This window comes from Enterococcus sp. FSL R5-0957 (assembly GCF_038008005.1).
Taxonomy (GTDB): Bacteria; Bacillota; Bacilli; order Lactobacillales; family Enterococcaceae; genus Enterococcus_B; species Enterococcus_B faecium.
This window is the reverse complement of record NZ_JBBOYG010000001.1, coordinates 2085768-2110782: the sequence shown is the minus strand read 5'-3', so window position 1 is coordinate 2110782 and position 25015 is coordinate 2085768. Positions and strand designations below refer to the sequence as shown.

General features: G+C 38.0%; 25 protein-coding genes, 1 tRNA gene and 2 pseudogenes. 20 read left to right on the top strand and 8 right to left on the bottom strand.

What is annotated here, in order from left to right:
• Together MKX69_RS10310 and MKX69_RS10305 are read left to right on the top strand one after the other, a co-directional pair.
• Positions 1-2034 carry a BglG family transcription antiterminator gene (locus MKX69_RS10310; RefSeq protein ID WP_341010072.1) on the top strand — a complete coding sequence of 678 codons (2034 nt, stop codon included), beginning with the start codon at positions 1-3 and terminating at the stop codon, positions 2032-2034.
• Between the two features lie 10 nt (positions 2035-2044).
• A complete protein-coding gene (locus MKX69_RS10305) occupies positions 2045-2485 on the top strand; it encodes a PTS sugar transporter subunit IIA (RefSeq protein ID WP_002287254.1) in 441 nt (146 codons plus the stop codon).
• Positions 2486-2684: 199 nt separating this feature from the next.
• Here the strand turns inward: MKX69_RS10305 and MKX69_RS10300 are convergent.
• Positions 2685-3509, bottom strand: a pseudogene (locus MKX69_RS10300) (ABC transporter permease); the annotation flags it as partial.
• A gap of 97 nt (positions 3510-3606) precedes the next feature.
• Between MKX69_RS10300 and MKX69_RS10295 the strand changes: the two are divergent.
• On the top strand, positions 3607-4566 hold the full coding sequence (locus MKX69_RS10295) for an IS30-like element IS6770 family transposase (RefSeq protein WP_002293280.1): 960 nt from the start codon (positions 3607-3609) through the stop codon (positions 4564-4566).
• An 8-nt stretch (positions 4567-4574) separates the two neighbouring features.
• Here MKX69_RS10295 and MKX69_RS10290 read toward each other — a convergent pair.
• Both MKX69_RS10290 and MKX69_RS10285 read right to left on the bottom strand, forming a co-directional pair.
• Positions 4575-4880: pseudogene (locus tag MKX69_RS10290) on the bottom strand (ABC transporter permease); the annotation flags it as partial.
• A gap of 2 nt (positions 4881-4882) precedes the next feature.
• A complete protein-coding gene (locus tag MKX69_RS10285; RefSeq protein ID WP_341010069.1) occupies positions 4883-5560 on the bottom strand; it encodes an ABC transporter ATP-binding protein in 678 nt (225 codons plus the stop codon).
• Positions 5561-5823: 263 nt separating this feature from the next.
• Here MKX69_RS10285 and MKX69_RS10280 point away from each other — a divergent pair, with 263 nt between their 5' ends.
• The 3 genes from MKX69_RS10280 to MKX69_RS10270 are packed head-to-tail and all read left to right on the top strand — an operon-like array spanning position 5824 to position 9206.
• Complete coding sequence (locus MKX69_RS10280) at positions 5824-7629, top strand: PTS mannitol-specific transporter subunit IIBC (RefSeq protein WP_341010067.1); 1806 nt, start codon at positions 5824-5826, stop codon at positions 7627-7629.
• Entirely contained in the window at positions 7605-8042 is a 438-nt protein-coding gene (locus MKX69_RS10275; protein WP_002291499.1) for a PTS sugar transporter subunit IIA, read from the top strand. The genes MKX69_RS10280 and MKX69_RS10275 overlap by 25 nt, the downstream gene beginning before the upstream one ends.
• Positions 8043-8054: 12 nt before the next feature.
• Entirely contained in the window at positions 8055-9206 is a 1152-nt protein-coding gene (locus MKX69_RS10270) for a mannitol-1-phosphate 5-dehydrogenase (RefSeq protein WP_002318658.1), read from the top strand.
• A gap of 61 nt (positions 9207-9267) precedes the next feature.
• Here the strand turns inward: MKX69_RS10270 and MKX69_RS10265 are convergent, their stop codons facing one another.
• From MKX69_RS10265 to MKX69_RS10255, 3 genes are all read right to left on the bottom strand, one after another.
• Complete coding sequence (locus MKX69_RS10265; protein WP_002287245.1) at positions 9268-9966, bottom strand: type 1 glutamine amidotransferase; 699 nt, start codon at positions 9964-9966, stop codon at positions 9268-9270.
• Positions 9959-11311, bottom strand: coding sequence for a Mur ligase family protein (locus MKX69_RS10260; protein ID WP_002318659.1), 1353 nt, complete (start codon positions 11309-11311; stop codon positions 9959-9961). The genes MKX69_RS10265 and MKX69_RS10260 overlap by 8 nt, the downstream gene beginning before the upstream one ends.
• A gap of 222 nt (positions 11312-11533) precedes the next feature.
• Complete coding sequence (locus MKX69_RS10255; protein ID WP_341010064.1) at positions 11534-12934, bottom strand: TrkH family potassium uptake protein; 1401 nt, start codon at positions 12932-12934, stop codon at positions 11534-11536.
• Between the two features lie 160 nt (positions 12935-13094).
• On the opposite strand from MKX69_RS10255, the gene MKX69_RS10250 reads away from it, so the two are divergent.
• From MKX69_RS10250 to lepB, 4 genes are all read left to right on the top strand, one after another.
• On the top strand, positions 13095-13832 hold the full coding sequence (locus MKX69_RS10250; RefSeq protein ID WP_002287242.1) for an epoxyqueuosine reductase QueH: 738 nt from the start codon (positions 13095-13097) through the stop codon (positions 13830-13832).
• 124 nt (positions 13833-13956) lie between these two features.
• Positions 13957-14436, top strand: a complete 480-nt coding sequence (locus tag MKX69_RS10245; RefSeq protein WP_002294107.1) for a hypothetical protein — start codon at positions 13957-13959, stop codon at positions 14434-14436.
• Positions 14433-15200 carry a DUF6681 family protein gene (locus tag MKX69_RS10240; RefSeq protein ID WP_002302142.1) on the top strand — a complete coding sequence of 256 codons (768 nt, stop codon included), beginning with the start codon at positions 14433-14435 and terminating at the stop codon, positions 15198-15200. The genes MKX69_RS10245 and MKX69_RS10240 overlap by 4 nt, the downstream gene beginning before the upstream one ends.
• 229 nt (positions 15201-15429) lie before the next feature.
• Positions 15430-15999, top strand: coding sequence for a signal peptidase I (gene lepB, locus MKX69_RS10235; RefSeq protein ID WP_002294105.1), 570 nt, complete (start codon positions 15430-15432; stop codon positions 15997-15999).
• A gap of 103 nt (positions 16000-16102) precedes the next feature.
• Here lepB and MKX69_RS10230 read toward each other — a convergent pair whose 3' ends face one another.
• Positions 16103-16705, bottom strand: coding sequence for a class I SAM-dependent methyltransferase (locus MKX69_RS10230; RefSeq protein ID WP_002318661.1), 603 nt, complete (start codon positions 16703-16705; stop codon positions 16103-16105).
• Between the two features lie 105 nt (positions 16706-16810).
• On the opposite strand from MKX69_RS10230, the gene MKX69_RS10225 reads away from it, so the two are divergent.
• The 9 genes from MKX69_RS10225 (at position 16811) to upp (ending at position 24384) form a co-directional block, all read left to right on the top strand.
• Entirely contained in the window at positions 16811-17233 is a 423-nt protein-coding gene (locus MKX69_RS10225; RefSeq protein WP_002339735.1) for a GNAT family N-acetyltransferase, read from the top strand.
• A 147-nt stretch (positions 17234-17380) separates the two neighbouring features.
• The gene (locus tag MKX69_RS10220; protein WP_002289675.1) at positions 17381-17965 is read left to right on the top strand and encodes a thymidine kinase; all 585 of its coding nucleotides are present in this window, start codon (positions 17381-17383) and stop codon (positions 17963-17965) included.
• 2 nt (positions 17966-17967) lie between these two features.
• Entirely contained in the window at positions 17968-19041 is a 1074-nt protein-coding gene (prfA, locus tag MKX69_RS10215) for a peptide chain release factor 1 (RefSeq protein WP_002289676.1), read from the top strand.
• Positions 19034-19873: a peptide chain release factor N(5)-glutamine methyltransferase gene (gene prmC / locus MKX69_RS10210; protein WP_002318663.1), complete on the top strand. Its 840-nt coding sequence runs from the start codon at positions 19034-19036 to the stop codon at positions 19871-19873. Before prfA ends, prmC begins: the two co-directional genes overlap by 8 nt.
• Positions 19866-20045, top strand: a complete 180-nt coding sequence (locus MKX69_RS10205) for a hypothetical protein (RefSeq protein WP_341010059.1) — start codon at positions 19866-19868, stop codon at positions 20043-20045. Before prmC ends, MKX69_RS10205 begins: the two co-directional genes overlap by 8 nt.
• A gap of 21 nt (positions 20046-20066) precedes the next feature.
• Positions 20067-21092 (top strand): L-threonylcarbamoyladenylate synthase, encoded by a 1026-nt coding sequence (locus tag MKX69_RS10200; protein WP_002318664.1) that lies wholly within the window; start codon positions 20067-20069, stop codon positions 21090-21092.
• 174 nt (positions 21093-21266) lie between these two features.
• A complete protein-coding gene (gene glyA / locus MKX69_RS10195) occupies positions 21267-22511 on the top strand; it encodes a serine hydroxymethyltransferase (protein WP_002294099.1) in 1245 nt (414 codons plus the stop codon).
• 162 nt (positions 22512-22673) lie between these two features.
• Positions 22674-23621, top strand: coding sequence for an alpha/beta hydrolase (locus MKX69_RS10190; protein WP_002318665.1), 948 nt, complete (start codon positions 22674-22676; stop codon positions 23619-23621).
• Between the two features lie 133 nt (positions 23622-23754).
• Positions 23755-24384, top strand: a complete 630-nt coding sequence (gene upp, locus MKX69_RS10185) for a uracil phosphoribosyltransferase (RefSeq protein WP_002294095.1) — start codon at positions 23755-23757, stop codon at positions 24382-24384.
• A gap of 138 nt (positions 24385-24522) precedes the next feature.
• On the opposite strand, the gene MKX69_RS10180 is transcribed toward upp, so the two are convergent.
• Complete coding sequence (locus MKX69_RS10180) at positions 24523-24765, bottom strand: hypothetical protein (RefSeq protein ID WP_002294094.1); 243 nt, start codon at positions 24763-24765, stop codon at positions 24523-24525.
• A gap of 120 nt (positions 24766-24885) precedes the next feature.
• Between MKX69_RS10180 and MKX69_RS10175 the strand changes: the two genes are divergently transcribed.
• Positions 24886-24958 (top strand) — tRNA-Thr (locus MKX69_RS10175).
• Positions 24959-25015 lie beyond the last annotated feature (57 nt).

The window sequence follows — 25015 nt, the reverse complement described above, 5'->3', positions numbered from 1 at the left end:
ATGTATTTATCGCCCAGAGAAAAACAATTATTAGCAGAATTTCTCAGTAGCCCGTCACCTGTATCTATCCAAAAAATGATGAATTTATTGAAGGTCAGTAAACGGACTATTTACCGCGAATTAGATAATCTTGAAGTCTCATTGAAATCGGTAAATGCTTCTTTGAAAAAAGCAGCTAGAGGCTCATTTGTCATTGAGGCATCAGAAGAAGTATTAGAGCAATTAAAAGAAAATACAGATGGGAAAAGTAATGACTTATCCACTGCTAAACGACAACACGCGATTTTAGCCGAGTTGTTACTGACGACAGAGCCGTTGAGTCTTGCTCATTTCATGGAATCATATCGCATCAGTAATACCACTTTTTATGCAGATATCAAACAGTTGGAAGAAAGTATTCGCCAACTGCCTTTGGAAATCATTCGGAACCAGGGATACGAGATCGAAGGACCGGAAAAATACCGCCGGCTTCTGACAGCGAATGTATTAGAATTAGAAATCAATGAATATGAACTTTTTCATAGTATTTCTTTCGATGTATCACTGAATTATTTTTTTCGATTCGTTGATCCGCAACATCTATCTCTTGCACGCAAAGTAATCGGGGAAGAATTAATCCAAAAAAAGACCAATCTAAGTGATAGAAAGCTTGAACATTTGGTTTTGATGCTGACATTGACGATGGAGCGTGTGACGAAAAATCATTTACTGACAAATGAGACATATAATGGTCTGGCAAACAAAGAATTACTACAGACAGCTAAACGATTGTTTTCACGGATCGCTTCTGAGACAAAACAACTTTATCCAGTAAATGAGATCGTCTTTTTTGCAGGATTATTAAATGACTTCACGAACTCATTTGATCAGAATTTCTTTGAAGAGACGTTCGATACACAGCTTGCTTATTTAGTAAAACAACTGATTCAAGAAGTAAGTGAAGAGACGAATGTCCATTTTTATGAAGATGAAACTTTGTACAAAATGCTGTTGACTCATTTATCTGGTGTGTTTTCAAGAGCCGTTTTACAAGAAGAGACACTGACCAATCCGATTTTAGAAAAAATCATGGTTCAATACGAGGAAGTTGCGAATGCAATCCGTAAAGCAGTAGAGCGGATTTTTCAAGAAAAAAAATTATCCGAAGAAGAGATCGCATATATGGTCCTTCATTTTGCAAATTCATTGGAAAAAAGTCCGAAAGAAAGCAATATCAGTATTGCAGGATTTTCGCCAAGTGGATTAGCTTCTACTAGCATGTTGGAACTACGATTGAAAAGGTATTTTCCCTTCATCCAACAAATTCATTTCTATCGGATTGCTGATTTAAAAAAAATCGATTTACAAGAAGAATATGATGTTGTTATTTCTACATCTATTTTACCAGGATACGGTGGAAAATATATTTTAGTCTCCCCGCTACTGCTAGAAGATGAAGTCAAGCAGCTAAAAGAAGCTTTTTCGCATATTGAGAAGAAAAAAAGGCAAAAAATTACGTATAACAGCAATAACGAGTGGATGATAGAAGATACTTATGAGGAAACAATGCATTTCATGGATCAAATCAATCAATTACTCGGTCGTTTTTTTATCCAAGAACTGGATAATCCTGAGACGATTTCCGAAACGATTCGCAGCTTATTTCCTTATTTTCCTGAAGGACTAGTAACGGATGAAGAGGTGATTCATCGCCGATTGCTTAAGCGATATGAACAAGCACCTATCGGTATTCCTCATACAGATATGGGGTTATTCCATACATCCAGCTCATTGATTTCTAAACCGATCTTTTGTATTTTCAATTTGAAACATCCGTTGACCATTGAAGGGATGGATAGACAGCCAGTCGATTTGTCCCGTATGTTAGTTATGCTGGCGCCTTCGCCAATCCAAGAAAAAGACGGGATTCTTTTAGGAAAGATCAGTGGAGCAATCATCATGAATGACTTGAACACCGAGATCTTCCGCTCAGGAAATAAAGAAATCGTTTATCAGTTGCTAGCGAAAATCCTGATTGAAGAAATAAAGAAATGAAGGTGAAAAGATGATCCAGCTACCAGCAGAAAAAATATTGCTCGATCAATCCTATCAAAATTGGAAAGAAGCGTTGACCGAGATCGGCCAGTGGATGACCCAACAAGGGGGAATCAAACCGGCATATATCCAATCAATGATCGAAAGACAAGAAAAAGCGAGTGTCTATATCGGGAATTTCGTAGCCTTGCCACATGGGACTGACAAAGATGAAGAAGTAGTAGAAGAAGGAATCTATTTAGTCCAAGTGCCTGATGGTGTGGACTTTGGAACAAAAGAGGAACCAAAAATCGCGACACTCTTATTTGTAGTGGCTTTAAAAAAAGAACATCAGTTAGCGGTGCTCCAAGATTTAGCCTTTTTCTGTTCAGACATCGACCAAGTAATGGCGCTCAGTGATGCGGAAACCATTGAAGAAGTCCAAATGATTTTTGAACATGGACATATATAACCAATGTTCACAGTAAAAAAAGCTGCCTTGCATCAAGTAATAACTTCAACCAAGATAAAAATAAGAGGAGCTATTTTTGTTGGGAGGTTCTTATTACTGCGGATGCAAGCTTTTGAAAACTATTTATTCTAGAAAACCGTTTATTTGAAATAGGGGACGGTGACAAGGTTTTTGTCACCGCCCCTATTATTTTTGTGTTTTAATAGCTCTTTTTTATATAGATAGTGCCCATACCTATGAATAATAAAACGATACTCCATATACCAAGTGTCAAGATACCATTCATGAAAGTAACCTGTTCTGAAGCTAGTGGCGAGAAAATATCTCCTCCTATGATCACATTTTGAAAATCAACATAAGAAGTTGGCAAGTAATGACTGATTGATTCTATCCATCCAATCGAAGAAAACAAGCGATACTCTGCTAAGAAAAGACAAAGAAGTGTACCTAAAAGATTGACTAGAGAATGTTCAAATAAAGCAGATAGAAGAAAACTGATTGTACTTAAAAAGAGCACCCACAACAACAGGAACAGAAAGCTCTGGAAAAGATACGCATACATCGGAAGGATTCGTATCTCCTGACCAATGATCGTTCCTACAGGATAACGGAAGTCTCCCAAACCATTTTTGATTATTACTAGTATAGAGACGATCAAAAATGGCATCACGAGACTTAGCATAGCTGCACCATAATAAACGGTAAAACGGATGCTATGTTTCTTTACCATACTATCCGATAATAGATTGACTAGAGAGATTACCTGCTTTCTTTTTTCATAAGAGATGATGGAAGAAAGAAATAAGGGGGTTATACATAAAATCAAAAAACTAGAAATCATTCCTGAAAAAATATTTTCATAGTAATTCGCTAAAGGGAGATGCGCTGGCAAGTCAAAAATAGAATATCTTTGGATCTGATGTTCTTTCATATAACGGAGCAACTCGACACGTTTTTGTTGTTCAATGATTGGAATTCCTTGTCTTTGACCAGAAATCAGTCGATCCAATATATCTTTTTCATAACGCGAATTGTAAAATTAAGTTAGAAAAATAAAAAGGCATTTATGGTACACTCAAATTGTATTTCCGACGAAAGAAAACAAAGGAGTGTAACCATAAATGACCTACAAACATCTTACCATAGACGAACTGACAATGATAGAATCATATTATCTTCAACATAATAAGCCGGTTGAAATCGCTAACCGAATGGGACGTGCTATACAAACTATTTATAATGTAGTCAATAAGTTCAAGCAAGGTAAGACTGCTCTTGATTATTGGCACCAGTATAAAGAAAATAAGAAAAAATGTGGTAGAAAAGTCATTCAATTACCTGCTCATGAAGTAGATTACATTAAAGAGAAAGTCACTCTTGGTTGGACGCCTGACGTCATTATCGGGCGAAAAGAAAGACCTGTTTCATGCGGTATGAGAACCCTTTATCGTTTATTTTCTAAAGGAATATTTGATATTGACACACTACCGATGAAAGGTAAAAGAAAACCCAATGGCCATCAGGAAAAACGGGGAAAACAACAGTATCAGCGCTCAATCCATGATCGACCTGATAATTATCCTGATTTCAATTCTGAGTTTGGTCACCTTGAAGGTGATACGATCGTTGGCATTCATCATAAAAGTGCCGTCATTACTTTAGTTGAAAGATTATCTAAAGTCATTATCACGATTAAACCCAACGGCCGTAAGGCATTAGATATTGAAACTGCCCTTAATCAATGGTTTTCTCGCTTCCCTAAAAACTTCTTTAAATCTATTACGTTTGACTGTGGAAAAGAATTTTCTAACTGGAAAGCCATTAGTAACCAACATGATATTGATATATATTTTGCGGACCCTGGAACACCTTCTCAACGCCCATTAAACGAGAATTCTAACGGGATTCTGCGTCGTAATGGACTGCCGAAATCAATGGATTTTAGAGAAGTGAATCAGACATTTATTTCCAGTGTCAGCAATCAACGTAATCATATTCCAAGAAAATCATTGAATTACAGAACACCAATCGAAATATTTTTGAGCTATGTACAAGAAGCATTTTATTCTAGCTTAATTTGACAAATCATATAATGATAAGTTGCTTCGACCATTTGCTGGACATTCCCTGTGTTTTTTGCATGTAAGATTGCTTCGATCAGTTTGTTGCTTTTCTCTAAACTTTCCACAAATTCTTTCTCATTCTCATCTTCTTTCAACGTTTCAATCAAACGTTGCATCTCTTCATAGTTATGATTCAGTTCATCGAATTCTGTATAAGCAAGTTTATGATCAAAAAAAAGTGGGAATGCAAAGAGCACGACCAACAATAGAGGAAATAAAAAGTTTACTTTGTTTTTTAGTAAGAGATTGCGTTCAAATGTAAGTAAAGACATAGTTACACCTCATATAATTTACGATAAATAGCTAAAATCTCTTCCATATTTGAGGATTCTGTGACGATTTCTCCATTTTTTAGAAAACATGCTTTAGAACAAATCGATTGGATATTCGCGATAGCGTGGGAAGAAAGAAGAATCGTCTTCCCCTCTTTCTGCCATTGTCTGATGAGGCTATTCAAGATATCAATACTTCCTGGGTCTAATCCGTTCAACGGTTCATCGAATAACATGACAGATGAATCACTGATCAAGTAAGCAGCAAGCAAGACATGTTGTTTCATTCCTAGAGACATTTTTCCAATCGGCAAAGTAAGGTACTCAGTCATCTTCAATCGTTGGAAAACAGTTTGGCATTCTACTTTGCTCTGCCAATAGTATTTGATCAAAGTCAAATAATCAACAGCCGATAGATAGTCGGATAACTGATTCGTTGATTCTAGAAAAAAGAAAGGCCGGCGATAATCTGTATAAGCAGTAGGAGAGATGTTGTGAAGGGACAATTGATCATAAGTTGTTGGTAGCAGTTGGGCAATGCCATTCAGCAAAGTTGTTTTGCCAAATCCGTTCGGGGCAATCAAAGCAGCTACTTCTCCTGATTCTACTAAAAGATTCAATTGTCGAATCACACGTTTTTTACCACGTTTCATGTTCATGTTTTTGATCAGTAATGTCATAGATAGGCCTCCAATATAAAATTTAATAACATAATAGAATGAAAAACATCTAAATGAAATGCTAACAAAAGTTATTGTTTGCATATTATAAAAAAATTAAAATAACAGTTTTATTTAAAATTGAAGTTTTCTGATACCGAAATCTTTTTATTTTGCTGACATACTCAAACCTTTGGCACAAAGTTTCGTGCCAAAGTACGACTATTTCTCTTTTTAGTAAGCGGATACAATTAGAGTATCAAAAGGAGAGAGGGAGAGACAAAATGGAACGGACGATTCCCAAAAACAACATTTCGCTAAAAGCGAGGGTACAAAAATTAGGCAGTACTTTATCAAGCATGGTCATGCCAAATATTGGAGCACTGATTGCCTGGGGTGTATTAACGGCTCTATTTATCCCAGATGGTTATTTACCAAATGAGGCTTTCGCTACCATGGTAAGCCCAATGCTAACTTATCTGATTCCTTTATTGATCGGTTATACTGGCGGAAAAGTAATTGCTGGTGACCGCGGATCAGTTGTTGGGGCAATTGCAACGATGGGTGTGATTGTCGGAACAGATATTCCAATGATGCTAGGCGCAATGATCATGGGACCTCTTGGTGGATATGCCATCAAGAAGTTTGATCAGCTGTTCCAAAAACGGATCAAATCCGGTTTTGAAATGTTGGTCAATAATTTTTCAGCTGGTCTTATCGGTTTTGGATTAGCGTTATTAGGTTTTTCTGCGATTGGTCCAGTTGTCGATGCATTGACTCAAGCAATGGCAAAAGGTGTAGAGATCATTTTATCTGCCCATTTGATTCCATTGACAAGTATTTTTATTGAACCAGCAAAAATCTTATTTTTGAATAATGCAATCAACCATGGGATTTTAACACCATTGGGAACTGAACAAGTAGCAGAGGCTGGAAAATCTATTCTATTCTTGCTTGAAGCAAATCCTGGTCCAGGACTTGGCGTATTACTTGCTTTTACTTTGTTTGGCAAAGGAGCAGCAAAATCTTCAGCACCAGGAGCCATGATCATTCACTTTTTAGGCGGGATCCATGAAATCTATTTTCCTTACGTTATGATGAAACCGTTATTATTCTTATCAGTTATAGGCGGAGGAATGTCAGGAAGTTTCATTTTCCAATTGATGGATGCTGGACTAAGAGCGCCAGCTTCTCCAGGGTCGATCATTGCGATTCTAGCGATGACACCGTTCAATTCTTACCTTCCTGTTATTTTGGGCGTGATTGTTGCCGCAGCTGTTTCGTTTGGTATTTCTGCAGTAATTTTGAAAGCGGATGCGAAAGATACAAATGAAGACTTTGAAAAGTCTGTGCAAGAGACAAAAGCAGCTAAACAAGCATCTAAAGGTGCCCAAGGTATTCCTCAAGGAACTGCGCTATCTGGCGTACAAAAAATCATTTTTGCTTGTGATGCAGGGATGGGATCAAGTGCGATGGGCGCTTCGATCTTGAGAAAAAAAGTACAGGAAGCAGACTTGCCTCAAACGGTGACTAACCAAGCAATCAGCCAACTGACAGATGACTCGAATACATTGATCGTTACTCAAGTCGAACTACAAGAAAGAGCAAAACAAAAAGCACCGAACGCGCGTTTTGTCTCAGTAGAAAACTTTTTGAATTCACCTCGATATGATGAAATCATTCAAGAATTGAGCAGCAAACAGGAACCATCAGTTTCTGAAATCAAGAACGAGCCAACAGAAGAGTTTCTTTCAGCAAACATCAAACAAATTAAAGAGATTCTACTTGTCCACGATGATCGTTCGGGATCAGCAACAATGGGGATGACCGTGCTCAAAGATATATTAGACAAGAACCATTTAACTATCCCGTTACGAAAAGTCAACATCCAGGAGTTAAAAGGGGAGCCTGATTCACTGATCGTAGCCAAAGAAAGTTTAGCGGAAAAAGTACAGATGGCTGCGCCTCAATCCATTCATTTATCAGTCAACAGCATGGTCAATCCGCAAAAATACGAATCGATTGCACAATATTTGAAACAGACAGCTCAAGGGAGGAAAACAGCATGCAAAGTTTGCCATTCGACATGATCGAGCTCAATCGATCATTTAAAACCAAAGAAGAAGCGATCCGCTATTGCGGTCAAAAGCTTGTAGAAGCAGGATGCGTTGATGAGGAATATATCGATGCCATGGTAGAAAGAGACAACATGTTATCTGTTTACATGGGGAATTTTATCGCGATTCCTCATGGAACAGATGAAGCAAAAAAATATGTGAAAAAATCCGGCATTTGTGTCGTACAGGTGCCAGACGGTGTCAATTTTGGTACGGAAGAAGAAGAAAAGATTGCGACTGTTTTGTTCGGTATAGCAGGAGTCGGCGATGAGCATCTGCAACTTGTACAGCAAATCGCACTTTATTGCAGTGATATGGACAATGTTGTCCAACTAGCAGACGCGCTCAGCAAAGAAGAAGTAACGGAAAATCTAGCAATTGCTTAAGGAGAGAGAAAAATGAGAGCAGTACATTTTGGTGCAGGAAATATCGGTCGAGGATTTATTGGAGAAATTTTGGCAGCTAATGGATTTGAGATTACTTTCGTAGACGTGAATCACACGATCATTGATGCTTTAAATGAAAGAAAAGAATACGAAATCGAATTAGCAGATGAATCAAAAGAAAGAATCACTGTAAAAAATGTCAAAGGAATCAACAATCAAACAAATCCAGAAAAAGTAATCCAAGAAATCGCTGAAGCAGATTTAGTCACTACCGCCATTGGCCCGAATATCTTACCTTTTATTGCCGAGTTGATTGCAAAAGGTATCCAAGAAAGAGAAATGGAAGGAAACACAACACCTTTAGATGTCATTGCCTGTGAAAACATGATTGGCGGTTCAGCATTTCTAGAAAAAGAAGTGTATAAATATCTTCCAGAAACATCATTTACTGACAAATATATCGGCTTTCCAAATGCAGCAGTCGATCGAATCGTCCCATTACAACACCATGAAGATCCTTTATTCGTCCAAGTAGAACCTTTCAAGGAATGGGTCATTGACGATAGCCAAAGAAAAAATAAAGAAATCCAATTAAAAGGGGTTTTATATGTAGATGATCTAGAACCATATATCGAACGCAAACTATTTAGTGTCAATACTGGTCATGCGACTGTCGCTTATACAGGTGCCTTATTAGGTTATCAGACCATTGATGAAGCAATGCAAGATGCGTTAGTTGTGGCACAATTAAAATCAGTTCTGCAGGAAACAGGAAGTTTGCTGATTGCCAAATGGGGGTTTGATGCAGAGCAGCATCATGCGTATATTGAAAAAATCATTCATCGCTTCCAAAACAAAAATATCTCTGATGCGATCACACGTGTCGCTCGGACACCATTACGTAAGTTAGGTTATCAAGAACGGTTTACACGGCCAGTGAGAGAACTACAAGAACATAACTTGACTTGTCCACATTTAACGGCAACAATGGGTATTATTTTTAATTACTATGATCCTGAAGATGAACAAAGCCGTCAACTGCATGAAATGAAAATCCATGAAAACTTAGAACAATTGATCCAAGAAGTCACAGGAATCAATGATCCGAAAACAATCGGGAATATCAAGCAAAACGTGAACCGTTATGCCAAGCAAGTCGCTTAAAATAGGATACGAAAAAGGGGAATGTGACGCAAATTTTGTCACATTCCCCTTTTTCGAATAACTAGGCTGTTTGTCCTTCAAGATAGGGCAGGTCCAACTCTTTACCGTAACGTTGTTCTAAAGCTAGGCGGATCAAGCGAGCTGCCAGGTTCTCATTTCTTGCAAGGATAGGTCCATGGAAATAAGAACCGAAGACATTTCGGTAAATGACACCTTCAGATTGGTCTTCGCCATTATTTCCTTGACCTTGTACCACTTTCCCCAAAGGTCGTTCACCTTCACCTAAGAAAGTCCGACCATTGTGGTTTTCAAATCCATAATAAGTTTCATTGAATTCTTCGTTATGGATAACGATATCACCGATAAACCGGTTATTTTCCTGACTTAACGTGTAGTGATCCAGTGCACTGATTCCTTGGATCTTTTCTCCATTAGCTCCCATGTAGTAGTGACCTAGCAATTGGTAGCCACCACAAATGGCTAACATGACGCCATCATTTTCGATATAGTTGATCAAAGAATCTTTCTTTTTCTGGATGTCTTTTGAAATGATTAATTGCTCAAAGTCTTGACCACCGCCAAAGAAAACCAAGTCATATTTATCAGCATCAAAAGGTTCATGTATACTAACGATCTCCGTATGGCAAGAAACCCCCATTTTTTCTGCTATATATTTCAACATCAAAAGGTTTCCGTTATCACCATATGTGTTCATCAAATTTCCATAAAGGTGGGCGATATTGAGTTCATAATTAGCCACGGTTCATTCCTCCTTTGATAAATCCTTGAGCAGCTAGTTCTTTACGAAGCTGCAATACAGCAGTGTAAGTAGCTAAAATATAGACATGCTCAGTTGGCAATTCTTTGATTTTTTCGATTACTTCTGGTAATTCTTTTGTTTCTGTCAATTTATTTTCTGGAATCCCGGCAACTTTTAGACGTAAAGTCATATCTGTATGACGGTCTCCTCCAGAAATAACAGCTGGGATATCCATATCAGCAAAGTTTTCAAAATTACCATCCCAAATCCAGCTGACATCGATTCCGTCTGCGTAATTGGCATTTAATAAAGCCACTAAAGAAAATGGATAAGGAGCTAGACCAATCATATCGATTACTTGATTGATACCTACAGGATTTTTGACAAGTACTAATGTACATTTTTTCCCATTGATATTGATGACTTCTTGTCGGCCGAACACTTTCTCGTCATATCCTAAACCTTGTTTGATTTTATCAGGATCGACATTGAAGTACTCTGCCACTGCAGTAGCTGCTAAAGCATTGTAGACATTATACATACCGCCAACTTCGATTCCGTATTCATGACCATCGATCACGAAATCTGCTGACACATTGTCCATCCGTACCATATCAGTTAATCGATAATCCAATTCAGGACGTTTGAAGTCACAATTTGGACAGTAATATTTCCCTAAGTTTGCATAAGTGATCATTTTATAATGCAAGATGTGATGACAATTTGGACATAAGACACCGTCTGTATTGTAATGAGCCATTTGTTCACGATCTTCTTCATGGTCAAAGCCATAATATTTTCTAGGATTGACTGTTTCGATAGAATTGAAGATTGGTGAATCACCGTTACTGATAATCGTTGCATTTGGTGACTTTGCGGCACCGTCTACAATCATTTTATAGGTCGTATAGATTTCTCCATACCGATCCATTTGATCACGGAAAATATTTGTAAATAAGAACAGTTTTGGTTTCATATATTCTGTGACTTTGCTCAAACTTGCTTCATCTATTTCTAGGACAGCAAACTTTTTCTGTCCTTTTTTTGGTTTTGCCTGCAAGAAAGTCGATACAATTCCCTGTACCATATTCGCACCAGTAGGGTTGGTTAGAACTTCATCGAATTGCTGGCGCAAAATATTGACTGTTAAAGCGGTAGTCAATGTTTTACCGTTTGTTCCGGTGACAACGACGACTTGGTAGTCTTTTGCCAAACTATCTAGTATATGTGGATCGACTTTCAGCGCTAGTTTACCTGGTAAACTTGATCCGCCTTTAAAAAAAGTTTTTAATGCCCATTGCGACGTTTTTCCAACTGCAATCGCAAAATGACTGCGTATTCCCATTATGTAACCTCCAAAAACGATTTGCTGACGAATAAATTCAACTAATCATACCATATGTTGAAAAAAAGGTTAAATTGCTTTTCTTATTCTTAAGAAAAGGTTACGGCTGAAAGTGCATGAAATCGGACAAAATCGCATGATTTAACAAAAAAACAGCTTGAAACAAAATGATTGTTTCAAGCTGCTGTGATTTTATTATTCCCTCTTACCTATATTCCCATTTTAACCGATAATAATTTTCTCGCTTGGATATTCATAGCCTAGATCTCGTGTTTCTTTTGGTACGAATAACATCAATGTATATAGCATTCCGATCCGCCCAATAAACATCAGTGCAGCAATCGTGATTTTGCCCACAACAGACAAGTCTCCGGTAATCCCTAAAGATAAACCAGTTGTTCCAAAAGCAGAAGTTACTTCGATGATGATCGAGATTAGCGTTTGTTCCTCTGTAGCAGATAAAAAAACGATACAAAAGAAACACATACCAAGAGAAAGCATAAAGACAACGACTGATTTTCGCACATCATCTTGATCGATTCTCCGTCCAAAAATATTGATGTTATCTTCACTTTTGAGGAAGGAATATAGATACAAACCGATGATTGCTACAGTAGTTGTTCGAATCCCGCCACCTACAGAACTAGGACTGCATCCGATAAACATCAGTAAAGAAAAAATGATCAGTGTTGTGATTTGAAAATCACCCAAATCGTGAATCTGCAGACCAGCATTACGAGTCGTAATCGAATAAAACATCGAATTGATCCATTTGACACTCATATTGGAATCTTGGAATAAATGGTCCTTTTCCAATAGATAAATCAAGACAGTTCCCCAAACAAACAAGATAACAAAAGCTAACACAGCTAATTTGGTAAACAAGGAAAAACGAAACGGAAGCTTCGCATTGGAACGTTTGTATAATAGCCATTCCCGGCACTCCATCAATACAGGAAAACCAATTCCTCCGACAAAAATCAAAAACATGATCAGGATCAAGAAAAAATAGTCATGTGCAAAGGGCTTGATGGAATCCCCAGTGACGTCAAACCCAGAGTTCGTGACAGCCGATATCGCCTGATAAAAACCGTAAAAAACGGCATCACGCCAACGATTAAAATAGCCTCTGTAATAAAAATAAATAGAAAAGAATGTCCCAAAAAGTAATTGAAACCAGATTAAAATAGCAAAAGTGATCCGAATCAGTCGGACGATACCAGACAAACGCGGTTGATTCATATCCGTCATGATCAGCTGTCGCTGTTTCAGTGTGATTCGTCGTTTAGAAAAAATGACAAAAGCAGTAGAAATCATCATGATCCCCAAACCACCAACTTGAAATAATATTTCCAGCAGTATAATACCGTTATCATTGAACACAGAATTGATATCAAAAGTCGATAGTCCAGTCACACTCACTGTACTGATTGCCATGAACAGCATGTCCACAAAAGAAACATGGCTATCTGGTTCGCGAAAAATCGGCATATAAAATAGAACGAGTGATAAGACCGTCATCAATATATAATAAAAAACGATGATTTGGATCGATGAGAAATGATTGGCAGCAAACTTCTGTCCTCGCCGCTGCAGCCTTCGAAAGAATAAATCAACATGCACAGTACTATCCTCCTGACAATAGTCGTTTCTACCAGTATACAAGGGGAATTAGGAATACTCAAAGAAATTATTAAACAGATAACAATACAGCTTTCGATTAAAATAGAAATGGCTTATAATAAGGCAAATCCTAGAAAAAAGAAGGAGGAGGAATAACAAATTGATTAATGCTCAACAAATCGTAGAGAAAATGAAAAATCAAAAAATAAATTATGATACAGTTCTGAAAAAAATGATCATGCAATGGGAGAAAGAAGAAGTAAAGCCTAAGATATTAATACATACATGCTGTGCTCCTTGCAGTACGCACACATTGGAATTCATGTCTCAATATGCAGAGATTACGTTATTTTTTTCAAATTCGAATATTCATCCTAAAAGTGAGTATTTGCGAAGATTACATGAACAAAAACGATTTGTAGACCAATTTAATGAGAAAACTGACCATCATGTTGCGCTAATCGTTGATGAATACCGTCCAAATGAATTCACCAAAATGGTTTTAACAAACCATCTTGAAAACGAAAAAGAAGGTGGTGCTCGCTGCAGTGCATGCTTCAATATGCGATTAGATCTTGTTGCGCAAAAAGCGCAAGAACTAGGATACGATTACTTTGGAAGTGCCCTGACCATCTCGCCAAAGAAAAATGCAGCTTTGATCAATCAGATCGGAATGGATATCCAAAAGATTTACGGGACACAATACTTGCCAAGTGATTTCAAGAAAAACAAAGGCTATGAACGCTCTTTGCAAATGTGCAAAGAGTATGATATTTATCGCCAATGTTATTGTGGTTGCGTGTTCGCTGCCAAGCAGCAAGGATGCGATCTGAAAGAAATCAATCGGGAAGCAAAAGCTTACTTAAAAACATCAACCGTAGTTTTTGAGGAAAATTAAAGAAATCTTTCGGAAAAACGTAAGAAAAAAATAAAGAATTTATGGTAGAAATAAGGTAGACTGTATAATTTGTCCGTAGTAAAGTAAGGAAACAAGAATAAATTTCAATGAAGGAAGAGATAAGATGCGAAAAGTAGCACCTATTTTGAAGCCAATCGCTGTATTAACAATCTCGACGATTGTCGCGACTACTACAGGTATTGTGAATAGTTCCAGCTACCGTGCACCAAGTTCAAGTTCTAGTACTGTAGAAGAAACAACACCAACTACTTCAGTCTCGACATCTGAACCAACAACAACGGAAAGTTTGAATGAAACCACTACGACAAGTACATGGGACGATACAACAACTAGTTCGTCGTATGATGAGACATATACAACTGACAGCTCAAGCGAAACAAGTAATACGGTACCAGATGGCACTCCATCGGATTCAACCAATCCAAGTACAAGTCCGGATACAAGTGCTAGCTCCGAAACGATACCAAGCAGTACGACTGTAGATGATAACACGCAAAATGATGATGCAGCACGTACAGCACAGCAAAACCAAGATTCAGGAAATACACAAACGTATAACCAGCAAGCAGGTGATTCTCAATGACATTTTTACTAGACCTTATCAACGGGGTGCATAAATTCCTTGGCTATTTAGACATCAGTCCTAAATATCTTAACCGTGGATATACGATTTTAAGTGTGATTCCCACGCTTTATTTATTGAGAATTGTTTATGGACTTTGGCAAAACCAAAACTATCTTCAATTTTTCTTATATGGACTTGCATTTCTAGTGCTTGTTTATTTTACTGTTTTAAATGTATTTTATTACTTTTTAGATAAAAACACGAAAGCCGATGTCACTCAGCTTTTTGTGAAGTATTTACCTGATGAAGCGTTCAACATCCAGACAGAAGAATCGATAGATAATGGAAATTCGATCGATAAAGTGAATACACAAGAGGTCATGGTTTCTTATGACGAAGATTATCAATTGAAATTAGCCGAGAATATGCGGTATTTGATTGGAAATGGTGAGATCAAAACAAATGAACTCGGTCGCATGGATGGATTTCTGGTCGACAGAAATACATTGTATCCTTATTACTATGTCAAGAAAACAGGAGAGAAAGAGTATGTTCTAAATATTGGACGAAGCTACTCGGACATGGAAAAAGTAGGGACCATTCGACTTGACTCAACAGAAGACACATTGGAACCTGTAGGATTGTTCATCGTCGGCGGTGATTTTGTCAAAGACGGGTTACGCTATCATGAGCCTTATCGTCTGAAATTGATTGCAAAAAAGGCACAGTCGCAGGAAGAACCAGTGGTTTATAGTCGTAGCCAAAGAAGAAGACATTCATAATGTGATGAAACGCCGTGTATCAGTGGTTGCGATAAAAACGTTTATTCGGAATAAGGGGGATGTGACACGTCTTTTGTCACGTTCCTTTTTTATATAACGAGAAAGATAAGACGAACACATCACTTATTCTTTCCTTTCATTTATAAACATTGTAGAATAAAGAAAGTACAACGAAGTATTGTGAAAAAACGTAATAAATAACGAGGAAAATACAAGTAGGAGGTAAGCTGTGAAAGAATTTTTGAAAAATTGGGGGATTTTGATCCTTGTATTAGCGGCTATTTTATTAGCTAGAGTGTACGTGTTTACACCAGTTACTGTAAACGGGCATTCGATGGACCCTACATTAAGTGATGGACAACGATTGATTTCATCTAAGATCTCAAACTATGAACGAATGGATATTATTACTACAAAGGAACCGGGGGATGAAGAACGGATGATTGTTAAACGGATCATCGGTATGCCTGGAGATACAGTCAAGATGGAAAATGACCAGTTGACCATTAATGGCAAAAAGTATGATGAACCTTATCTGGATGAGTTCAAAAAAGAATTTTCAGAAGATAAGTTACAAGGAGAATATGCTTATAGCTCAGGATTCCAAGCACAAGCAGAAAGTTCATCCACCTTTACGAGTGACTTTGAATATACTGTGCCAAAAGGAAAGTATCTTGTTCTAGGCGATAACCGCTTGATTTCAAAAGACAGCCGAATGTTTGGGTTAGTCGACAAAGATATGATCCAAGGAAAAGTTGTTTTCCGTTATTGGCCTCTTTCAGAAATCAAAATCATGTGATAAAAAAATAAAAAGAAGCTGTGACATGTTTTTTGTCACAGCTTCTTTTTCCGAAAATTCCTTCTTATTTCTTGGAGTTGCTCACTTTTTTTGCAATCTCATTTTAAGCTTTTTGGCTGATGGATAAGAAAAGCGAAGCGTTTTTGTTCATAAATAGCTTTTCCCCACGATGGAAGGTATGACTAGTAGCAGAGACAAAGCCCGTTTTTTCCAATCGATTATTCAATTCTTCTTGGCTAAAGCCATTATGGACTTTCGGATGACTAATTTGTTCATTCTTGTCAAAGTCTACGATGATCAATTGACCGCCAGGAGCTAAAATTTCATAAAGTTTTGTAAGAATATTCTCCGTATCAGGAATGTGTAAAAGTACAAGTGATAGAAGGATGAGATTAGCTTGGACAGCAGGAAATTCGACAGAAGCATCAGCGTGGATCGTTCGGACATTTTTCAGATCTGCTGCTTGGATCTTTTCTTCTGCCATTTTCAGCATAGTTTCCGAAGCATCGGCAATGATCAGTTCTTCGAATCTTTCCGCAAGCGGTAAACTAACAAGCCCAGTTCCGCCTCCGTAATCCAGCAGGACTTTTTGGTGGCTGTCGCGCGGTAGATAGGTAGTTAGTTCTTCGCGAATAATCTTGGCTAATGCTTGACGGTCAGGGGAATCATAATTGTTAGCGATGGAATCAAAAATATTTTTTGTCATCAAATAGCTCCTTACGTAAAACTTTGAAATTTTAACTTATTATAGCACGTGAAAAGAAAGAAAGCATGCTATACTCAATTCAAAAAGGGAGAATCTAGAAAGAATATGCCGATATCGTTTGTAAAAGATAGAGAGGAAAAAGGAAAGTGTGTCCGAGAAATATTACTAGACTTGCCTGAGTGGTTTGGGCTTCCTGAATCAACGGAAAAATATATCGAGGAATCAAGTAAACTACCTTTATGGTGTGAAAAAAGAAAAGAAGAATATTTAGGCTTTATCACTCTTTCACAGACAAGTGAAGATACTGCCGAAATCTATTGTATGGGAATAAAAAAAGACTATCATCACCAAGGATTAGGAACAAAACCTTTTAAAGAAGCAGAAGGTTACGCAGCAAAACATTACAAATATTTGCAAGTGAAGACTGTAGACGAGGGGCACTACTCTATATATGATCAAACTATTTGTTTCTACGAATCATTAGGATTTTCAAGGTTGGAAGTTTTTCCAAATTTATGGGATGAATAGAACCCATGTTTAGTTCTTGTCAAAAAATTGGAACAAAAGTGAGCAATAGATTTAATACTAATCTGTGCTTGATGAAAATTCTCACTGTAAAAAATGCTGAAAATCAAGTATAATACCATAGGAACAAACTGGAAGGTGAAAAAGAGCATGGCACAACTATTTTTTAAGTATGGCGCAATGAATAGCGGCAAGACGATCGAGATCCTAAAAGTCGCACATAATTATGAAGAACAAAATAAGCCAGTTGTCTTAATGACAAGCGGTATTGATACAAGAGATGGTTTAGGCGTTGTTTCAAGCCGAATCGGACTGAAACGTAATGCGATGCCGATATTTGAAGAAACAGACGTATTTGACGTAATTCAGAAAATGGAAAGCAAACCCTATTGTGTGCTGATCGATGAAGCGCAATTCTTAAAAAAGAAACATGTCATTGCTTTTACGAGAATTGTGGACGAATTGGATATTCCGGTTATGGCATTTGGTTTGAAAAATGATTTTCGAAACGAGTTATTTGAAGGATCAAAATATTTATTGCTTTATGCAGACAAAATCGAAGAAATGAAAACAATCTGTTGGTTCTGCCACAAAAAAGCAATCATGAATTTACATTATATTGATGGAAACCCTGTTTATGAAGGCGATCAAGTGCAAATTGGCGGAAATGAAGCTTATTACCCCGTTTGTCGAAAACATTACTTTCACCCATCAATGATTACAGAAGGAGAATAAGCATGTACGATCAATTACAAGCAATTGAAGACCGTTATGAAGAGCTTGGAGAACTTTTAAGTGACCCAGAAGTGATTTCTGATACAAAGCGTTTTATGCAGCTTTCAAAAGAAGAAGCAAACACGCGCGAAACAGTCGAAGTTTATCGTCGTTATAAAGAAGTAGTACAAGGAATCACCGATACAGAAGAACTGCTTGGTGAAAAACTGGATGATGAAATGGCTGAACTAGCAAAAGAAGAATTATCTGAATTAAAAAAAGAAAAAGAAGTCTTAGAAGAAAAAATCAAGATCTTGCTTTTACCAAAAGATCCAAATGACGATAAAAATATCATCATGGAAATCCGTGGAGCAGCAGGCGGAGACGAAGCAGCATTATTCGCTGGCGATCTTTTCAATATGTACCAAAAGTATGCTGAAGCACAAGGCTGGAAAACAGAAGTGATGGAAGCTAACGTTACCGGAATCGGTGGATATAAAGAAGTGATCATGATGATCACCGGAGACAACGTATATTCGAAATTAAAATATGAAAGTGGTGCGCACCGCGTCCAGCGTGTTCCTTCAACTGAATCGCAAGGGCGTATCCATACTTCCACCGCAACAGTTGTCGTGATGCCAGAAGCTGAAGAAGTAGAGATCGATATTGAAGACAAAGATATCCGTACAGATATCTATCATGCTTCAGGTGCTGGCGGACAGCACGTCAATAAAACAGCATCTGCTGTACGTTTGACTCACTTACCAACAGGGATCGTTGTTGCTATGCAAGATGAACGTTCTCAAATCAAGAACCGTGAAAAAGCAATGAAAATCTTGCGTGCTCGTGTGTACGATAAGATCCAGCAAGAAGCACAAAGCGAGTATGATGCCAATCGAAAATCAGCAGTCGGAACTGGGGATCGTTCAGAACGGATCCGGACGTATAATTTCCCGCAAAATCGTGTGACTGATCATCGTATCGGATTAACTATCCAAAAATTAGATCAGATTTTAGCAGGGAAATTAGATGAGATCGTTGATGCATTGATCATGTATGATCAAACATCAAAACTGGAAGCTATGCAAAATGGGTAAAATGACCTATCGAGAAGTCCTGTCACGGGCTTCTTCTTTTTTAGAGGATCATGGGAAAGAAGCATATAGTATCCAATTTTTATTTTTGGAACGAAAACAATGGAAAAAACTTGATTGGCTCCTTCATATGAACGAAGAGATTTCAGAAGAAGAACAGCGGTTGATCGAAACCGATCTGCGACTTCTGCTTGCAGATCATCCACCTCAGTATTTGCTAGGATATGCAGATTTTTATGATCATCGGTTAAAGGTAACTGAAGCAACACTGATCCCTCGACCAGAAACAGAGGAGTTAGTCGAATGGTGTTTAGACGAGACGCCTGATGTACCGTTAGAAGTGATAGATATTGGGACAGGGACTGGAGCAATTGCTATTAGTTTGAAAGCAGCAAGAAGAAATTGGCATGTATCTGCTGTGGATCTTTCAGAAGAAGCATTAGAAGTAGCGAAAGAAAATGCTCAGAAAGAAGGAACGAAAATCAGTTTTTATCATGGAGATACATTAGGACCAGTAATGGATCAGCAATTTGATGTGATTATTTCTAATCCGCCGTACATCAGTCGGAATGAATGGGAACTGATGGATGAAAGTGTCCGGTCATTCGAACCTAAAATAGCCCTTTTTGCTGAGAACGATGGATTAGCTATTTATGAAAAAATAGCAGTTGAAGCACCAAGCGTACTAAAATCAAATGGAAAGATTTTTTTAGAAATCGGATTTCGCCAAGGTGAAGCAGTAAAAAAAATATTTCAGCAAGCATTTCCAGATAAAAAAGTGGCGATAAAAAAGGATCTTTTTGGCAATGAACGAATGATCCAAGTTTATGGTTGAAGTTGTGGATGAAAAATTTTTTATTTGTTTTTTTATTATAAAAAAACACTTATTTGACAAGGATGTAAACAACTTTTTGGTTTATCAACAAGTTTATCCACTATTGACAAATAGATTATCCACAAACAGTGGAAAACTTGAGGATAAACTCAGACAAAATAAGAATGTATGAAAAAGGGGTTGTGGATAAACTGTGGAAACGAAACGATATGATGAAACAGAATTGCAAGAGGCAGCCGAAGCACTGAAAGAAGGAGAACTTGTTGCTTTTCCTACCGAAACAGTATACGGATTGGGCGCCAACGCTCTTTTACCAAACGCTGTCAAGAAAGTGTTTTCTGTAAAAGGGAGACCGCAAGATAATCCATTAATCGTCCATGTCGCCTCTTTTGAACAAGTAAAAGAGTATGTGGACAACTTTCATCCGGCAGCAGAGAAGATTGTGAAGAACTTCTGGCCTGGACCACTAACTTTGATATTTAAGATCAAAAAAGACACTTTGCCCTCAGTTGTGACGGGAGGATTATCCACAGCTGCATTTCGTATGCCGGATAACAAAAAAACACTAGAAGTAATCGAACTTTCCGGTGTTCCGCTTGTCGGTCCAAGTGCAAATACGTCGGGAAAACCAAGTCCAACGACTGCAGATCATGTATATCATGATCTACAAGGAAAAATTACCGGGATTATTGATGATGGAGCTACGCGAATTGGTGTAGAATCCACTGTTCTTGATTTAAGTGATCCAACAGCCATGCCTATGATTTTACGACCAGGTGCAGTAACGAAAGAACAAATCGAAGCAGTCATCGAATCTCCTGTTGCTATTGATCAGCATCTTGTAAAAGAAAATGAAACACCAAAAGCGCCTGGGATGAAATACAAACACTACTCACCCGATACACGTGTTCTGATGGTCAGAGATGGCGATTGGTCAACTGCAGTTCAATGGGCAAAAAATAAGAAGATCCGTGCAGGTGTCATAGCAAGCCCCGAAATTGCGGATCAAGTGCGGACAGATACTGCAGCTGTTTATATGTATAACGACAACTCAGTAGAAGCGGCGGCTAAAGGATTGTTTGCAGGTCTAAGAGGATTAGATGAACCAACACTTGGATTAGATTTGATTTTTGTACAAGTATATCCAGAAACTGGATTGGGGAATGCTTATATGAATCGCTTGAAAAAAGCAGCAGGACAAAATTATTTTGAAAAATGATCAATTGGTTATTGTCGCATTCTTTTAGTATGATACAATGCTATCAAGTAAATCTTCTATCAGTGAACGAAAAACTAAGCGTAACTAATCGTAATAGAAGAGATACGAATATTTGGCAATTTGTTTTTGATGGGAAAAATAAAATTGTAGGAAAATAAAAAGGAGCTGTTGTTTGTGGTAGATTACAAAACGTTTGATCCTGATCTTTGGGCTGCGATCGCCAAAGAAGAAGAAAGACAAGAACATAATTTGGAGCTGATTGCCTCTGAAAACTTTGTCTCCGAAGCAGTGATGGCTGCACAAGGAAGTATCTTGACAAATAAATACGCAGAAGGTTATCCAGGGCATCGCTATTATGGTGGGTGTGAATTTGTCGATATCGTTGAAAATTTAGCGATTGACCGTGCAAAAGAATTATTCGGAGCGAAATTTGCGAACGTCCAGCCTCACTCCGGCTCTCAAGCCAACACGGCTGCTTATCTCGCTTTGGTAGAACCAGGGGACACGATCTTAGGAATGGATCTTTCCGCAGGCGGACATCTAACACATGGATCACCAGTCAACTTCAGTGGCAAAACCTATCACTTTGTTGCTTACGGTGTTGATCCGACAACAGAAGTTATTGATTATAATGTGGTACGTATTTTAGCTAGAAAACATCAACCAAAATTGATCGTAGCAGGTGCCAGTGCTTACGGACGAACGATCGACTTTGCGAAATTCAGAGAAATCGCAGATGAAGTAGGCGCAAAACTGATGGTAGATATGGCACATATCGCAGGATTAGTAGCAGCAGGACTTCATCCTAATCCAGTTCCTTATGCAGATATCACAACGACTACCACTCATAAAACATTGCGTGGCCCTCGAGGCGGCATGATTTTGACAAACGATGAAGCATTAGCAAAAAAAATAAATAGTGCGGTATTTCCTGGTATTCAAGGCGGCCCTCTAGAGCATGTGATTGCAGGTAAAGCAGTAGCATTCAAAGAAGCATTAGATCCTGCATTTAAAGAATATAGTGAACAAATCATCGCCAATGCAAAAGCAATGGTCAAAGTGTTCAATCAAGCAATTGGAACCAGAGTCATTTCAGGGGCGACAGATAATCATCTGATGTTGATCGATGTTCGCGAGTTAGGTATAAATGGAAAAGAAGCAGAGAGCATTTTGGACAGTGTGAATATCACGGTAAATAAAAACTCGATTCCTTTTGAAACACTAAGTCCATTCAAAACAAGCGGTATTCGAATCGGCACGCCAGCAATCACTACTCGCGGGTTCAAAGAAGAAGATGCTGTAAAAGTGGCTGAACTAGTTGTCAAAGCATTACAAGCAAAAGATGATAACGCTCAACTAGACGAAGTCAAAACAGGTGTACGCGAATTAACTGAAAAATTTCCGTTGCATAAAAAATAAAAATTTAAATTCCATTAGTAAACAGAAAAGTTCAATGTTGGGCTTTTCTGTTTTTTTCTGTTTATTTTTTGGGAAAACGGATTCTTTGACAATATCGGTGATGCTCTCTAGTATATGAGGTGTAATTTTAGTCTTCACACTAAATCTCAGGGAGGAAAAGTCATGACTGATCGTATCTCGTTAGAAAAGGAAGCAGTAGCATTCAGTGATGCAAATGCGCCTCATCCGCGTATCTATGAACTAGCACCGGAAGAAGGAAGAGCTTTACTAGAAGAAGTACAAGAATCACCTGTGAACAAATATTCCGTCGATATTGAAGACTTGATGGTGGATACTGGCGAATGGGGAAAACTCAATATTCGTCTCGTACGACCAGAAGGGAATATGAATAAATTACCAGTTATTTTTTATATTCATGGAGCAGGCTGGGTTTTTGGCAGTGCTCAAACCCATGATAAATTGATCAGAGAACTTGCGGTTCGTACGAATTCCGTCGTTGTCTATCCAGAATATAGTCGATCACCAGAAGCAAAATATCCAACAGCAATTGAACAAAATTATGCTGTGTTGCAACAGCTGAATAAATTAGCCAAGTCAAAAAATCTGGATCTCGAGAATCTAATCGTTGCAGGAGATTCAGTAGGTGGTAACATGGCTACAGTCATGACGATCTTAACAAAAGAACGAAAGGGCCTCCCAATATCCAAGCAATTGCTGTATTATCCAGTCACAAACGCTGATTTTGATACAGATTCCTATCATGAATTCGGAGAAAACTATTTTTTGACAAGAGAAGGAATGATGTGGTTTTGGGACCAATATACGACGAATGAAGAAGAGCGTGCTGAAATCACAGCTTCGCCTTTGAGAGCAAATATAAATGAACTAAATGATCTTCCTCCAGCAATGATTTTAACGGGAGAAGCGGATGTATTAAGAGATGAAGGTGAGGCTTATGCGCGCAAACTTCGTGATGCAGGGGTTCCTGTTACACAAGTACGCTTCCAAGGAATCATCCATGATTTTGTCATGGTAAATGCTATGGATCAGACAAAGGCAACGCGTGCAGCAATGGCATTATCTACTTCTTGGATCAAGAAAAAAGAATAAGCTTTGCTTGTCCGCAGGAAAACTTCTTTTCAAAAACGGATTTTCTTAGGAAAAATGGCGAGTTTGACTAGTCAATCACTTGATTTTGTTTTACAATTAAAAAGAAACGACAGAACAAAGGAGAGCTTAAAAAATGGGCAAATTTCAAGTGATCGATCATCCATTGATTCAACACAAACTAACTATTATTCGGGACAAAAACTGCGGAACAAAGGTTTTTCGTGAAGTAGTCGATGAAATCGCTATGTTGATGGCATATGAAGTATCACGGGATATGCCATTGGAAGACATCGTGATCGAAACACCGATCACTGAAACAACACAAAAAACGTTGTCTGGTAAAAAAGTAGCGATTATTCCAATCTTGCGCGCAGGTATTGGAATGGTTGACGGTATCTTGGAATTGATTCCAGCTGCTAAAGTGGGACATATCGGTCTTTATCGAGATGAAGAAACATTGGAACCACATGAATATTTCGTCAAACTTCCAGAAGACATTGATGCACGTCAGTTGTTTGTAGTAGATCCAATGTTGGCAACAGGCGGATCAGCAATCATGGCAATCGATGCATTGAAAGAACGTGGCGCGTCGAACATCAAATTTGTTTGTTTGGTAGCAGCACCTGAGGGAGTAAAAGCTTTGCAAGAAGCGCATCCTGATATTGACATCTATACAGCTTCTCTAGATGAAAAATTGAATGAACATGGTTATATCGTTCCTGGACTAGGGGATGCGGGTGACCGTTTGTTTGGTACAAAATAAGTAAATACGAAAAAGGGTGTGACACAGCTTTTGTCACATCCTTTTTTGGTCATTTTTAATGTTTGATGCAGAACAGCTTTTTCACAGCTTTCGTTTGCATATAAAAAAACCATCCCAAAAATGCAGAGATGGTCAAATTCAAATCTTTTTTAGTTCTTTGTAGTTAACGATTACTACACCCTTACTTTGCGTCATCAAGTTCGCATTTTCTGCAGTTTCATCAATCTCAACAACAGCGGAATTTTTCAATTGCTTTGAAATCGTTCCAGTTTGCGACTTGCCGTGAATTGTGAACATTACGTGAGTATTGATCTTGAATTTTTCACCAATTTCCGATGGTACGATAGTTGTATCAAATTTTCCAAAAGTTGCCATTTTCATAAAACCTGCCTTTCACATCAATTATACCACGTTTTATGAAAAATATCATGAAATTAAACTAATTTTCCATCGGACTCTTTACAATCAGCCAAATAGAGTATATAATTTCTTTTGGATAAGGCCAGCTTAGCTCAGTTGGTAGAGCAACGCACTCGTAACGCGTAGGTCGTAGGTTCGATCCCTATAGCTGGCATTAAAAGAGAAGACAGATGTATCAAGGATTTTTAATCCATTGATACATCTGTCTTTT